Origin of the sequence: Paracoccus aestuariivivens (assembly GCF_009711225.1) — a bacterium.
GTDB classification, from domain to species: Bacteria; Pseudomonadota; Alphaproteobacteria; order Rhodobacterales; family Rhodobacteraceae; genus Paracoccus; species Paracoccus aestuariivivens.
The window spans coordinates 93,828-106,797 of the sequence record NZ_WMIE01000007.1 but is presented as its reverse complement, the minus strand read 5'-3'; the positions used below and the strand labels follow the sequence as shown (position 1 = coordinate 106,797).

Here is a 12,970-nt window from a genome sequence, read left to right as displayed (position 1 = left end):
AACATTGGAAAGGGCGGCCGGAACGGCGAACATATCAGTCATGCCAGTGCCCTTTCTGCTTGGGGTTACGAAACAGTGATAATTAGGCACAGCCCGCGATTCGGATCAACCCGCCCGATGAAGCTCGGGCGGGAAATGGCCGGAGGTGTTTTTTCCGCTACAGTCCGGATGGATCAGCGCTCCGCCCACCCGGCGAGATCAGCTTTTGCATGACGCCATTCTGCGTGATCCGACCGCCGCCCGACAGTGGCAGGGTGTCGAGGCCGGTTTCGTTCATGATCCTGATGGCTTCGCGGATCGGGGTGTCACGTGGGATCGGTGTGCCGGACGCGTCCTGGCGTTCGGCGATATCCTCGGCGGTCAGGACGCCCAAGGGGTTCATATGGGCCACGAAATCCTCGACATAGGCGTTGACGGGTTTGGCGATGATTTCTCGCGCGGTGCCGATCTGCACGATACGGCCACCTTCCATCAATGCGATGCGGTTTCCGATGCGGAACGCCTCGTCCAGATCGTGGCTGACGAAAATGATCGTGCGTCTGGCCTGCTTCTGCAGTTCCAGAAGCTCGCCCTGAAGCCGGTTCCGGATCAGGGGATCAAGCGCCGAAAAGGGCTCGTCCATCAGCAGGATCGGTGCTTCGGTCGCGAATGCGCGGGCAAGACCGACCCGCTGCTGCATTCCTCCGGAAAGATCGCCGACCTTGCGGTCGGCCCAGTCGGTCAGGCCGACGGTGGCCAATTGCGCCTCGACGCGACGTTGACGTTCGGCACCGGGAACGCCGGACAGTTCCAGCCCCAAACCGACATTCTCGCGGACCGAGCGCCATGGCAGCAGGCCGAATTGCTGGAAGACCATGGCGACGCGTTTGCGGCGCAACCGGCGCAACTCGGCGTCGCTGGCCTTGGTGACGGAAGCCATGCGGTCGCCGTCCCAGATCCGCACCTCGCCGCGGCAGACGGTATTCAAGCCGTTGACCGCGCGCAGCAGGGTCGATTTGCCCGAACCCGACAGCCCCATCAGGACAAGGATCTCGCCCTCGCGGACCGTCAACGAACAGTTATGGACGCCAAGGACCTGACCGGTTTCGGATTTGATCGGCCCCCGTTCGAGCCCCTCGTCCATCAGGGGCAGCGCGGCTTCCGGTTTGTCCCCGAAGACGATGTTTACGTTGTCGAATTCGACGGCGTTGTGATCAGTCATGGCCTTTGCCCACCCGTAGCATCCGGTCCAGCATGATCGCGACGACCACGATGATGAATCCGCTTTCGAAACCCAGTGCGGTGTTCACGCTGTTGAGCGCCCGCACCACCGGCACGCCCAGCCCCGAAGCGCCGACCAGTGCCGCGATCACCACCATGGATAGCGACAGCATGATCGTCTGGTTCAATCCTGCCATGATTTGCGGCATGGCCGAGGGCAGTTCGACCTTCCAGAGAAGCTGGCGCGGTGTGGCGCCAAAGGCGGTGGCGGCCTCGACCAAAGCGGGCGGGGCCGAACTGATGCCCAGATGCGTCAGCCGGATCGGAGCGGGCAGGACGAAGATCACGGTGGCGATCAGTCCGGGGACCATGCCGATGCCGAAAAAGACGATGGCCGGGATCAGATAGACAAAGGTCGGCAGGGTTTGCATCAGATCAAGCACCGGCCGCATCCACGCGTAAAGTCTGGGCCTGTGGGCGGCGGCGATGCCAAGGGGAACACCGATGGCCATGCAGACGACGCAGGCCGCTAGCACCAGCGTCAGCGATTGCATCGTCTCGTCCCAGTACCCCTGATTAAGGATGAACAGGAAACCCGCGCCGATCAGAAGGCAGGTCTTCCAGTTGCGTTGCAACATCCAGGTCAGGGCGACCATGATGGCGGTGAAGATAAGAGGGGGTGGAAACTCCAGCGTGGCCAGAATGCCGTTGATCAGCCATTCCATACCGGCCGAAATCGCGTTGAAGATGAACGCGGCATGGGCGTTCAGCCAGTCGAACACGGCCTTGGCTGTCTTGCCGACAGGAATCTTGGTTCCGGTCAGAAGCGCGGTCAGTTGGTCCATGCGTCTTTTTCTTTCTGCCGTGCGGGGCTGTCAGTCTCGGGCTTGTCCCGATACCTGAATCCGCCCGCCGACCCTGCGGACAGGGCGGTCCGGCACGGGGGAAAGCCACCCTGCAATCCGTGTGGCGCGGGCAGAGCGATTTCCGTCTGCCCGCTGGTTCTCATTCGGAAAGCGCTTTTTCGAGCGCGGCCGCCGCATCGCCGCCGTCTGCCGTGGTCACTCCGGCCAGCCACGGTTTCGCGGCATCTGGATTGGCGACCAGCCAGTCTTTGGCGGCCTTGGCGGGTTCCTCGCCATCGTTCAGAATCTTGCCCATGACCTCGTTTTCCATCGGCAGGCTGAACTCCAGATTCGCAAGGAACTTCCCGACATTCGGGCATTCCGTCGCAAGACCGGCGCGGGTGTTGGTATCGACGCGCGCACCGCCGAAATCCGGTCCGAAAATGTCATCGCCGCCAGCAAGATAGGTCATCTTGAACTGCTCGTTCATCGGGTGGGGGGCCCAGCCAAGGAAGACGATCGGCTCGCCTGCGCCATCGGCGCGCGCGACCTGCGCTAACATGCCCTGTTCCGAACTTTCGACAACCGCGAAAGTCCCCAGACCGAACCTATCCTCGGCGACCATCTCCAGCATCAGGCGGTTGCCGTCATTTCCCGGCTCGATGGCATAGATCTTGCCGTCAAGGGCGTCCTGTTGCGCCGCAATCTTCGAGAAATCGTCGATGCCCAGCTTTGCTCCGGCTTCGTTGGTCGCCAGCGTGTACTTGGCGCCGGTCAGGTTGGTGCGGACAATCTCGACCGTGCCGGAATCGCGATAGGGGCGGATGTCGGCTTCCTGCGTCGGCATCCAGTTGCCAAGGAACACGTCGATATCGCCCTGCGCCATGGCGGTATAGGTCACGGGCACCGACAGGATCTTGATCTCGGTTTCGTAGCCCAATGCCTGAAGCACCGTCGTCGTCAGCGCCGTGGTTGCGGTGATGTCGGTCCAGCCCACATCCGAGAACACGACCTTGTTGCACGAGGCCGGATCTGCGGCCAGTGCGGGGCCGATTGCGGTCAGGCTAAGGATAAATCCGGTGGTGATAGCTGCAGTTCTGCTGCGTCTGGTCATGGTGTTCTCCCGGTTTTCGGTATCAGTAAGTTTTTTATTGATTGACGAGTCAATCAAAACGCGGCTATCTCCGCTTGCGTTCAAGTTGCAGACATTGCGGGGGTACCCAAATGCCCAAGCTTGGTGCAGAGCCTATCCGAAAGGCGGCGTTAATCAACGCCACCATATCGACAGTCGGCCGTGCAGGTTCGCTGGATGTCACCGTCGCGCAAATCGCGCGCGAAGCAGGTATGTCCACTGCTCTTGCCCATCATTATTTTGGCTCCAAGGAGCGGATGTTTCTTGCCGCCATGCGGCATATCCTGAGCCAATACAGACTGACAACCTCTATCGCGCTGAAATCAGCGCAAAATCCGCGCGCGCGTTTGGAAGCGATCCTGCGGGCAAGCTTCGACCGTATCCATTTCGAGCATGAAACCGTGGCCGCATGGCTTAGTTTCTACGCGCTTGCGCTGGTCGATGCCGACGCGGCGCGATTGCTGACGGTCTATCACCGGCGCCTGCATTCGAACTTGATGGTCGCGCTGCGGCCTTTGGTGGGGGGAAGGGCCGAAACGATTGCTCGCACCTTGGGGGCGCTGATCGATGGCGTCTATTTGCGGGCGGCGATTGTCGAGGAATACGACGGTGCCGCCGCCGAACGACTGACACTGGATTATCTGGAGAACGTCCTGCCATGACCCATTCCGTCCAACCTGCCGCCAGCCTTTACATCAACGGCGAGCCGGTCGAGGGGCGGGGGACGGAACTGGCAGTGCTTTATCCCTATACCGGCGAAGTGATCGCGCGCCTGCACGAGGCGAGCGTCGATCAGGTGGCCGAAGCGACCAAGGTTGCCGCCGCTGCCCAGCCGGCATGGGCGGGTTTACGCCCCATTGAGCGCGGTCGGGTATTGCTTCGCGCTGCTGCGATCATCCGCGAACGGTCCGAGGAACTGGCGCGTCTGGAAACGCTGGATACCGGCAAGCCCATTCAGGAAACGCGAGTCGCGGATTGGCCGTCTGGCGCGGATGCGCTGGAATATTTTGGCGGTCTTGCGTCGACGGTCACTGGCCAGATGATCCCCTTGGGCGGCGATTTCGTCTATACGATCCGCGAAGCTTTAGGTGTCTGCGCCGGAATCGGAGCGTGGAACTACCCTAGCCAGATCGCCTGCTGGAAGGCGGCTCCGGCCTTGGCGATGGGGAACGCCATGGTCTTCAAGCCCAGCGAGGAAACTCCGCTCGGCGCGCTCAAACTGGCCGAGATCCTGACCGAGGCGGGATTGCCCGCAGGGATTTTCAACGTGGTGCAGGGACGTGGCGCAGTGGGTGCGGCGCTAGTCAGCGATCCGCGCGTGGCCAAGGTCTCGCTGACGGGGTCGGTTGCGACGGGGCAAAAGGTCTATGCTGCCGCTGCTGCGGGGATGCGTCACGTCACGATGGAATTGGGCGGCAAGTCTCCGCTGATTGTTTTCGACGATGCCTCGCATGAGGATGCGGTCGGAGCGGCGATGCTGGCGAATTTCTATTCCTCGGGACAAATCTGTTCCAATGGAACGCGCGTTTATGTGCAGGCCGGCATCCTGCCTGCTTTCCTTGATCGTTTGGCAACGCGGGCCAGCAAGGCACGCCTAGGCGATCCTTTGGACGATCAGACCCAGCACGGCCCCATCGTCAGCGCGGCGCAGGCCGCCAAGATCCGCGACGCGATTCGGACCGGTTTGGCCGAGGGCGCGCGGCTGGTCTGTGGCGGACCGGGCGAGGGAGCATTCGTGCCGCCGACCGTGTTTGCCGATGCGACCGACGAGATGTGGATCGCACGCGAGGAAATCTTTGGCCCTGTGATGACGGTCCTGACTTTCGCGACCGAGGCCGAGGTGATCGAGCGGGCCAATGCGTCGGACTACGGCTTGGCCGCTGGTGTGTTTACCCGCGATCTGTCCCGCGGTCATCGCGTTGCGGCGGCACTTCGGGCGGGGACGACATGGATCAACACCTATAATCTGACTCCGGTCGAGGCACCTTTCGGCGGCGTGAAGCTTTCCGGCTTGGGGCGTGAGAACTCGGCGGCGGCGATCGAGCATTATTCGCAGTTGAAATCGGTCTATGTCGGGATGGGGGGCGTCGATGCGCCTTACTGAGCGAAAAAGTGAACGCCGTACCGCAAAGTCAGGCAGGGCGCTCGCATGACACCGGATTATATCATTGTCGGTGCGGGGTCGGCGGGGTGCGCGCTGGCCTATCGGCTGGTCATGGCGGGCAAGCGAGTCGATCTGATCGAATATGGCGGGTCCGATGTCGGGCCGTTCATCCAGATGCCTGCCGCCCTTAGCTATCCGATGAATATGCGGCGCTACGATTGGGGGTTCTCCTCCGAGCCGGAGCCATTTCTGGGCGGACGGCGGCTGGTCACGCCCCGCGGCAAGGTGATCGGCGGATCGTCGTCGATCAACGGGATGGTTTTCGTCCGTGGCCATGCCAAGGATTTCGATTTCTGGGCGGAATCCGGCGCTGATGGCTGGGGCTATGCCGATGTCCTGCCATATTTCAAACGGATGGAAAGCTCGCATAACGCGGTCAGCGACTATCGCGGGACGGAAGGCCCGCTGCATGTCACACGGGGATCGCGCAAGAATCCGTTGTTCAATGCCTTTATCAGGGCAGGGCGCGAGGCGGGTTATCCTGTCACCGACGATTATAACGGCGCGTCTCAGGAAGGTTTCGGCGCAATGGAGGCCACCATCTGGGAGGGGCGCCGCTGGTCCGCCGCCAATGCCTATCTGCGCCCCGCGCAGGAAACCGGACGGCTGCGCCTGCGCCGTGGCCTTGCCCAGCGGGTCGTGTTCGAGGATAGACGCGCGGTCGGGGTTGAGGTCCGCAATTCGCGCGGGGTCAACGTGTTTCGCGCCACGCGCGAGGTGATCCTGTCGGCAAGTTCGATCAATACGCCGAAGCTTCTGATGCTGTCCGGTATCGGTCCGGCTGGTCATCTGGCCGAACACGGGATCGGCGTACTGGCGGATCGGCAGGGGGTCGGGTCGAACCTGCAGGATCACCTTGAAATCTACATGCAATATAGCGCTACCCAACCGGTGACATTGTACAAGCATTGGAACCTGTGGGGCAAAGGCTCGATCGGTGCGCAATGGATGGCGACCGGAACGGGGCTGGGGGCCTCGAATCAATTCGAAAGCTGCGGCTTCATCCGTTCGCGCGCGGGGGTCGAATATCCCGATATCCAGTATCACTTCTTGCCGCTCGCGGTCCGCTATGACGGGAAGGCGGCGGCCGAGGGGCATGGTTTTCAGGTCCATGTCGGGCCGATGCGGTCAAAATCGCGCGGATCGGTGCGGCTGAATTCGGCTGACCCAAAGGATGCACCCGAGATTCGTTTCAACTACATGTCGCACCCTGATGACTGGGCCGAGTTCCGTGCCTGTGTGCGGCTGACCCGCGAGATCTTCGAGCAGCCCGCCATGGCGGAATACAAGGGGTCCGAGATCCAGCCGGGTGACGGCGTCAGGGGCGACGAGCAGATCGACGCCTTCATTCGTGAACACGCCGAATCGGCCTTCCATCCCTGCGGAACGGCGCGGATCGGGCGCGCGGATGATCCGCTTGCCGTGGTCGATCCGGAATTGCGTGTGATCGGCGTTGAAGGGCTGCGCGTTGCCGATAGCTCGGTTTTTCCACGGATCACGAACGGGAACCTGAACGCGCCCTCGATCATGGTGGGCGAAAAGGCCGCCGACCATATTCTTGGAGAAGGGATGCTGGCCCCGCTGAATCTTGGTCCCGAAGTCGCGGCCAATTGGCAGGAAAGCCAGCGTTCCCGGTGAGTTACTTGTCCGAGCCCTTCAAAAGATCGGCCAGCCCTGCAAAGGGTTTGCGGGTTTCTTCTTCGGCCTCGTCTTCGGGGGTATCGAGTTCGGCCCCCTCGGCGCGCGGATAAAGCGGCAGCGCAAGGCTCAGAGTCTCGATCATCATGGCTTCGACATCAATGAACTGGCCAAGCAGTTCGGTTTCATCGTCGCCCATCTCGACCTCGTCGCCTTCGGGCGCGGTGACATGTGGCGAGAAGATACGATGTACGTTCTCGGTCAGTGAGGTCTTGACCGGAGCCAGTGTGACCACGCAGGGTTGCACGACCTTGGCGGTAAGGCGGCCTGTCACCTCCCATGCGTCGCTTTGGACGGGGCGGATCTCGCCCTTGAAGCGCAGGGCGGACAGGGCGCTGAGTTGTAACTCGGTGGCGATGGCGGCGCGCGTGTCGGCATCGGGGGCGAGTTCGAAGGATGTGGGCTGTCGGGGGTTCAACTGAGCCACCCGGTAGCGGTTATGAGAGCGGGCGGATTGCGTCATGGTGGCCTTTCCGGCGCTGGTGCAGCCGTTATTTGGATATTCTTGAGCGCGGGGCATGAGTTTGCTAAGTCAGTCGCGCAGCGTCAACAGGCGCGTAAGGGACAGGTGCAAGATGAAGATTTCCCGGAGACAGATCATGGCCTTTGTGCTGACTGTTCCCGTTATAGTTTCCGCTTGCGCTCCGACCTATCGCAACCACGGCTATGTGCCACCTGACGACGAGCTTATGCAAGTCGTCGTTGGTCGCACCAACCAGTCCGAACTGGAAGGCTTGATCGGTCGCCCCAGCTCGCAAGGGCTGTTGACCGGGTCGGCATGGTATTACGTCGGCTCGCGCTGGGAATATTACGGGGCGCGAGAGCCAGCCGAGATCAATCGCGAAGTCGTCGCGATCAGCTTTGCGGAAAGCGGAACCGTCACCAATGTCGAACGCTTCGGCCTCGAGCGTGGTCAGGTCGTGGTGTTGTCGCGGCGCGTGACCGACAGCGGAATCTCAAGCCTCGGGCTTGTGCGCCAGCTGATGGGTAACGTTGGTCGCGTACAGGCCAGCGACATCATTCAGCAATAACAGGAAAGGGCGTCGCGGAGACGCCCTTTCCGTCACACGGCGTCGGGAACGAAGCTAAGCGCGACACCGTTGATGCAGTAACGCAGGCCCGTCGGCGGTGGACCGTCGGGGAAAACATGACCCAGATGGGCGTCGCAGCGGTGGCAGCGGACCTCGGTCCGGATCATGCCGTGGCTGCTATCGCGAAGCTCGTCGATAGCGCCCCCTGCGCGCGAGAAGCTTGGCCAGCCGCAATAGCTTTCGAACTTGGCATCGCCGTCGAACAGCCTTGCGCCGCAGCAAACGCATTCGTAACGACCCGGACCTTTGGGGAAACCCGGATGCGAGAACGGGCGTTCGGTTCCGGCCTGCCGCGTCACGCGATAGGTTTCGGGGTCAAGTTCGGCCTGCCACTCTGCGTCTGATTTGATCACGTGATCGGTCATCTTTGCCCTTCAATATGTAGCGCCGCTGTTACAAGATAGGTGCAGGGAGGACAGGAACAAGACGGTTGCGGTCAGGCCCGCCGTCGTCTTCTGGGAATTGGGCAGGAGTGCCATGATGGCATTGCGTAAAGGCCGTTACGAAGTTCGGACTGCCGAAGGGCCCGATGATGTCCGCGAGGCGCAAAGGCTGCGCTGGCTGTGTTTTGTCGGCCGTCGCGGCGACCTTGAACCAGCAGGTGATCAGCTGGACGCCGATGATTACGACAGCCGCTGCACCCATGTCCTGATTCGCGAGCAAGGCTCGGGTCAATTGGTGGCCTGCTTCCGGATGCTGACGCTGTCGGGCGGCTCGCAGATCGGCGAAAGCTATTCGGCGCGCTATTACAACCTGTCCCGATTGCAGGATTTCCACGGCAAGATGGTCGAGATCGGGCGTTTCTGCATCCATCCCGAACGTCAGGACCCCGATATCCTGCGACTGGCTTGGGGGGCTTTGGCACGACATGTCGATGAGCAGGGCGTCGAAATGCTGTTCGGCTGTTCAAGTTTCATCGGGACCGATACGCATGGTTACGAAGACGCGTTCGCCATGTTGCGCGAACGTCACCTTGCCCCGAAGCGCTGGCTGCCGCGGGTGAAGGCGCCTAATGTTTTCCGCTTTGCGCGTGCCTTGCGCCTGCGCAAACCCGACCCGCGACGGGCCATGGCGGCAATGCCGCCGCTGCTGCGTTCCTATCTGGCCATGGGGGGCTGGGTCAGCGATCACGCGGTGGTCGATCAGCAGTTGAACACGCTGCATGTCTTCACCGGACTCGAGATCCGCGCCATTCCTCCGGCAAGGGCAAGGCTGCTTCGCGCTGCCGGCGCATAACCGCCCCTTTGCAAAGCCGCACCAAAACCCCTAATAGCCCCCGCATGAGCGACAAATTCCAGTTTTCCGTCTCGGCCACCGATGGCCGTGCCCGTACCGGTGTGATCCAGACCCCGCGTGGCGAGATCCGCACTCCGGCCTTCATGCCCGTCGGCACCGCCGCGACGGTCAAGGCGATGATGCCCGAATCGGTCCGCGCGACCGGAGCGGATATCCTGCTGGGCAATACCTATCACCTGATGCTGCGCCCCGGCGCGGAACGGGTGGCCCGCTTGGGCGGCCTTCACAAGTTCATGAACTGGGAACGCCCCATCCTGACTGATTCGGGCGGCTTCCAGGTGATGTCGCTGTCCAGCCTGCGCAAGCTCACCGAAGAAGGCGTGACCTTCGCCAGCCATATCGATGGCAGCAAGCACTTCCTGTCGCCGGAAACCAGCATGGAGATCCAGCGCCAGCTTGGCTCGGATATTGTGATGGCGTTCGACGAATGCCCCGCTCTGCCCGCGACCGATGATGAGGTCGCGAAATCCATGCGCATGTCGATGCGCTGGGCGCAGCGTAGCCGCGACGCATTCGGCGACCGTCCGGGTCATGCGCTGTTCGGCATCATGCAGGGCGGCGTCACGCGGGAACTGCGCGAGGAATCCGCCGAGGCGCTGAAGTCCATCGGCTTTGAGGGCTATGCCATTGGCGGCCTTGCCGTGGGCGAGGGCCAGGAGGCCATGTTCGGCGTTCTCGACTATGCCCCCGGCTTCCTGCCCGAGGACAAGCCGCGCTACCTGATGGGCGTCGGCAAGCCCGATGATATCGTCGGCGCGGTGGTGCGCGGCGTCGATATGATGGATTGCGTGCTGCCCTCGCGATCGGGGCGCACGGGACAGGCCTGGACCCGTCGCGGGCAGGTCAATATCAAGAATGCGCGGCATGCCGACGACCCGCGTCCCTTGGATGCGGAATGCACATGTCCGGCATGCACGGGCTATAGCCGCGCCTATCTGCATCACGTCATGCGCTCGGGCGAGATGATCTCGGGGATGTTGCTGACCTGGCATAACCTACATTACTTCCAAGAGTTAATGGCAGGACTTCGTGCGGCGATCGCTGCTGGCCGTTTGTCCGATTTCGTCGCGCAATTCGAGGCGCAGCGGGCACAGGGTGACATAGAACCGTTATGATCTGTCACATCGCGCCTTGATTTTCCGTCGCGGCTGATGGAAGGCCGGTACTGAGATTCGGCGGATGCCCCGCCCATGCCTGAAAGAAATCGATGTCCGCCAGCCCAAAGACCGCCCGCCAGGAAGAGATTCGCACCATCACGACGACGGCCGAACTGGCCGAGTTCTGCGAACTGGCCAAGACGCAGCCCTATGTGACGCTCGACACGGAATTCCTGCGCGAGCGCACCTATTACTCCAAGCTTTGCCTGATTCAGGCGGCCTTGCCTCCGTCCTCTGCCAAAGGGGGCGAGGGCGGCCCCGCCGTGCTGATCGACCCGCTGGTCGAAGGGCTGTCGCTGGAGCCGCTTTATGACCTGTTCCGCCACAAGGCGACGGTCAAGGTGTTCCACGCCGCGCGGCAGGATCTGGAAATCTTCTTCCATGATGCGGGCGTTCTGCCCGATCCGCTGTTCGACACGCAGATCGCCGCGATGGTCTGTGGTTTCGGCGAACAGGTCGGCTACGAGACGCTGGTCAAAAAGATCGCGCGCCAGCCGTTGGACAAATCCTCGCGTTTCACTGATTGGTCGATCCGCCCGCTTTCGGATGCTCAGGCATCCTATGCGCTGGCCGATGTGACGCATTTGCGTTCGATCTACGAGTTCCTGTCCGAGCAGTTGACCAAGACCGGTCGCGCCCCGTGGCTTCAGGAAGAAGCGGCTGTTCTGCTGAATCCGGAAACCTATATCACCCGCCCCGAAGAGGCATGGCAGCGCATCCGCACCCGTTCGGGCTCGCCGCGGTTTCTTGCCGTGGTGCGTGAACTGGCGCGTTTCCGCGAGACATTCGCGCAAGAGCGCGACATCCCGCGCGCCCGCGTGTTCAAGGACGACGCGCTGATCGAACTGGCATCGACCAAGCCGCAATCGGAAAATGATCTCGGCAAATCGCGGCTGCTGCTGCGCGATGCGCGTCGTGGCGAGATCGCGAACGGAATCCTTGCTGCGGTAAAAGCCGGACTTGAAACCAAAGACCTGCCCAAGCCCGCACCGGAAGAGCCGGGGCGTCCGGGTAACGCCGCTTTGGCCGAGTTGCTGCGTGTCCTGCTCAAAGCCAAGTCGGACGAGGCTGGCGTCGCGCCGCGCTTGATCGCTTCGGCCTCGGATCTGGATGCCATCGCTTCGGGCGCGCGCGATCTGCCTGCGCTGCATGGTTGGCGCGCCGAGGTCTTTGGTCAGGATGCGCTGCGTCTGGCGGGTGGCGAAATCGCCCTTTCCGCCAAGAACGGAGCGGTCAAGGTCGTGTTGGTCGCAAGCTGATCGTCGCGGTTCGACCCAAACGATGACGCCCGACCGCAAGGCCGGGCGTTCTTCATTTCCGCGAGGCTTTTTCCTCGATGCCCGAGCGGCCCTCTCGCCGGTCCAGTTCGGCCTCGACATCGGACAGCGTCACATCGCGCGCGGCCAACATCACCAGCAGGTGATAAAGCGAATCGGCGGCCTCGCTGATCAGCTTCTCGCGGTCGCCCTTGACGGCCTCGATGATCGCCTCGACGGCTTCCTCGCCGAACTTCTCGGCGCATTTCTCGGGGCCTTTGGACAGCAGCTTGGCGGTCCAGCTGGTTTCGGGGTCCGCGCCCTTGCGGGCCTCGATTGTCGCGGCCAGTCGATCGATCGCGCTCATGTCAGCCTCATCGGAATGCCTGCGGCGGCCATGTGTTCTTTGGCCTCGCGCACGGTGAAGGTGCCGAAATGGAAGATTGAGGCCGCCAGAACCGCCGAGGCGTGCCCCTCAAGGACACCCTCGGCCAGATGCTCCAACGCGCCGACGCCGCCCGAGGCGATGACGGGGATATTGACCGCGTCCGCGACCGCGCGGGTCAGCGGGATGTTGAAGCCCGATTTCGTGCCGTCGCGGTCCATACTGGTCAGCAGGATTTCCCCCGCGCCTTTGGCGGCGACGGTGCGTGCAAATTCGACCGCGTCGATGCCGGTGGGCTTGCGCCCGCCATGGGTGAAAATTTCCCATTTGCCGGGCGCGACGGTCTTGGCGTCGATGGCGCAGACGATGCATTGGCTGCCGAAGCGATCAGCTGCCTCGGCAATGACATTCGGGTCAGCCACGGCGGCCGAGTTGAAGCTGACCTTGTCAGCGCCTGCCAGCAGCAGCGCGCGCACGTCATTGTGGCTGCGCACGCCGCCACCCACGGTCAGGGGCACGAAACAGGCCTCGGCGGTGCGGGTGACCAGATCGAACATCGTGCCGCGATTTTCATGCGTGGCATGGATGTCGAGGAAGCAGATCTCGTCCGCGCCCGCCGCGTCATAGGCGCGAGCGGCCTCGACCGGATCGCCCGCATCCACCAGATCGACGAAATTCACGCCCTTGACGACACGGCCATCGGCCACGTCGAGGCAAGGGATCACCCGCGTCTTGAGCATCTCGCC

14 protein-coding genes are annotated in these 12,970 nt (G+C 62.4%); 7 read left to right on the top strand and 7 right to left on the bottom strand.

Translation table 11 applies throughout. The features are described 5' to 3' along the window. Positions 1-157: 157 nt before the first annotated feature. The 3 genes from choV to choX form a co-directional block, all read right to left on the bottom strand. Complete coding sequence (gene choV, locus GL286_RS12985; protein ID WP_155095999.1) at positions 158-1,201, bottom strand: choline ABC transporter ATP-binding protein; 1,044 nt, start codon at positions 1,199-1,201, stop codon at positions 158-160. After that, positions 1,194-2,045 carry a choline ABC transporter permease subunit gene (choW, locus tag GL286_RS12980; RefSeq protein ID WP_155095998.1) on the bottom strand — a complete coding sequence of 284 codons (852 nt, stop codon included), beginning with the start codon at positions 2,043-2,045 and terminating at the stop codon, positions 1,194-1,196. Before choW ends, choV begins: the two co-directional genes overlap by 8 nt. Before the next feature lie 160 nt (positions 2,046-2,205). Then, a complete protein-coding gene (gene choX, locus GL286_RS12975) occupies positions 2,206-3,159 on the bottom strand; it encodes a choline ABC transporter substrate-binding protein (protein WP_155095997.1) in 954 nt (317 codons plus the stop codon). A gap of 110 nt (positions 3,160-3,269) precedes the next feature. Here choX and betI point away from each other — a divergent pair, with 110 nt between their 5' ends. The 3 genes from betI to betA are packed head-to-tail and all read left to right on the top strand — an operon-like array spanning position 3,270 to position 6,979. Beyond that, on the top strand, positions 3,270-3,839 hold the full coding sequence (gene betI, locus GL286_RS12970) for a choline-binding transcriptional repressor BetI (RefSeq protein WP_155095996.1): 570 nt from the start codon (positions 3,270-3,272) through the stop codon (positions 3,837-3,839). After that, positions 3,836-5,281: a betaine-aldehyde dehydrogenase gene (gene betB / locus GL286_RS12965; RefSeq protein ID WP_155095995.1), complete on the top strand. Its 1,446-nt coding sequence runs from the start codon at positions 3,836-3,838 to the stop codon at positions 5,279-5,281. Before betI ends, betB begins: the two co-directional genes overlap by 4 nt. 45 nt (positions 5,282-5,326) lie before the next feature. Continuing rightward, positions 5,327-6,979: a choline dehydrogenase gene (gene betA, locus GL286_RS12960; protein ID WP_155095994.1), complete on the top strand. Its 1,653-nt coding sequence runs from the start codon at positions 5,327-5,329 to the stop codon at positions 6,977-6,979. Position 6,980: 1 nt separating this feature from the next. Here the strand turns inward: betA and GL286_RS12955 are convergent, their stop codons facing one another. Continuing rightward, complete coding sequence (locus tag GL286_RS12955; RefSeq protein ID WP_155095993.1) at positions 6,981-7,502, bottom strand: YceD family protein; 522 nt, start codon at positions 7,500-7,502, stop codon at positions 6,981-6,983. Between the two features lie 112 nt (positions 7,503-7,614). Here GL286_RS12955 and GL286_RS12950 point away from each other — a divergent pair, with 112 nt between their 5' ends. Continuing rightward, the gene (locus GL286_RS12950; protein WP_155095992.1) at positions 7,615-8,070 is read left to right on the top strand and encodes an outer membrane protein assembly factor BamE; all 456 of its coding nucleotides are present in this window, start codon (positions 7,615-7,617) and stop codon (positions 8,068-8,070) included. A 32-nt stretch (positions 8,071-8,102) separates the two neighbouring features. Here the strand turns inward: GL286_RS12950 and msrB are convergent, their stop codons facing one another. Further along, the gene (gene msrB / locus GL286_RS12945; protein ID WP_155095991.1) at positions 8,103-8,495 is read right to left on the bottom strand and encodes a peptide-methionine (R)-S-oxide reductase MsrB; all 393 of its coding nucleotides are present in this window, start codon (positions 8,493-8,495) and stop codon (positions 8,103-8,105) included. Between the two features lie 112 nt (positions 8,496-8,607). On the opposite strand from msrB, the gene GL286_RS12940 reads away from it, so the two are divergent. The 3 genes from GL286_RS12940 to rnd all read left to right on the top strand — a co-directional run bounded on the left by GL286_RS12940 (position 8,608) and on the right by rnd (position 11,842). Then, positions 8,608-9,366, top strand: coding sequence for a GNAT family N-acetyltransferase (locus GL286_RS12940; RefSeq protein ID WP_155095990.1), 759 nt, complete (start codon positions 8,608-8,610; stop codon positions 9,364-9,366). A gap of 44 nt (positions 9,367-9,410) precedes the next feature. Next, positions 9,411-10,541 (top strand): tRNA guanosine(34) transglycosylase Tgt, encoded by a 1,131-nt coding sequence (gene tgt / locus GL286_RS12935; RefSeq protein WP_155095989.1) that lies wholly within the window; start codon positions 9,411-9,413, stop codon positions 10,539-10,541. A gap of 128 nt (positions 10,542-10,669) precedes the next feature. After that, positions 10,670-11,842 (top strand): ribonuclease D, encoded by a 1,173-nt coding sequence (gene rnd, locus GL286_RS12930; protein ID WP_170295184.1) that lies wholly within the window; start codon positions 10,670-10,672, stop codon positions 11,840-11,842. Positions 11,843-11,894: 52 nt separating this feature from the next. On the opposite strand, the gene GL286_RS12925 is transcribed toward rnd, so the two are convergent. Then, a complete protein-coding gene (locus GL286_RS12925) occupies positions 11,895-12,206 on the bottom strand; it encodes a phosphoribosyl-ATP diphosphatase (protein WP_155095987.1) in 312 nt (103 codons plus the stop codon). Beyond that, on the bottom strand, positions 12,203-12,964 hold the full coding sequence (gene hisF / locus GL286_RS12920) for an imidazole glycerol phosphate synthase subunit HisF (protein WP_155095986.1): 762 nt from the start codon (positions 12,962-12,964) through the stop codon (positions 12,203-12,205). Before hisF ends, GL286_RS12925 begins: the two co-directional genes overlap by 4 nt. Positions 12,965-12,970: the final 6 nt, after the last annotated feature.

Coding starts and splice junctions, on each gene's coding strand:
- choV (WP_155095999.1), bottom strand. CDS start 1,201: ATGACTGATCACAACGCCGTCGAATTCGACAACGTAAACATCGTCTTC.
- choW (WP_155095998.1), bottom strand. CDS start 2,045: ATGGACCAACTGACCGCGCTTCTGACCGGAACCAAGATTCCTGTCGGC.
- choX (WP_155095997.1), bottom strand. CDS start 3,159: ATGACCAGACGCAGCAGAACTGCAGCTATCACCACCGGATTTATCCTT.
- betI (WP_155095996.1), top strand. CDS start 3,270: ATGCCCAAGCTTGGTGCAGAGCCTATCCGAAAGGCGGCGTTAATCAAC.
- betB (WP_155095995.1), top strand. CDS start 3,836: ATGACCCATTCCGTCCAACCTGCCGCCAGCCTTTACATCAACGGCGAG.
- betA (WP_155095994.1), top strand. CDS start 5,327: ATGACACCGGATTATATCATTGTCGGTGCGGGGTCGGCGGGGTGCGCG.
- GL286_RS12955 (WP_155095993.1), bottom strand. CDS start 7,502: ATGACGCAATCCGCCCGCTCTCATAACCGCTACCGGGTGGCTCAGTTG.
- GL286_RS12950 (WP_155095992.1), top strand. CDS start 7,615: ATGAAGATTTCCCGGAGACAGATCATGGCCTTTGTGCTGACTGTTCCC.
- msrB (WP_155095991.1), bottom strand. CDS start 8,495: ATGACCGATCACGTGATCAAATCAGACGCAGAGTGGCAGGCCGAACTT.
- GL286_RS12940 (WP_155095990.1), top strand. CDS start 8,608: ATGATGGCATTGCGTAAAGGCCGTTACGAAGTTCGGACTGCCGAAGGG.
- tgt (WP_155095989.1), top strand. CDS start 9,411: ATGAGCGACAAATTCCAGTTTTCCGTCTCGGCCACCGATGGCCGTGCC.
- GL286_RS12925 (WP_155095987.1), bottom strand. CDS start 12,206: ATGAGCGCGATCGATCGACTGGCCGCGACAATCGAGGCCCGCAAGGGC.
- hisF (WP_155095986.1), bottom strand. CDS start 12,964: ATGCTCAAGACGCGGGTGATCCCTTGCCTCGACGTGGCCGATGGCCGT.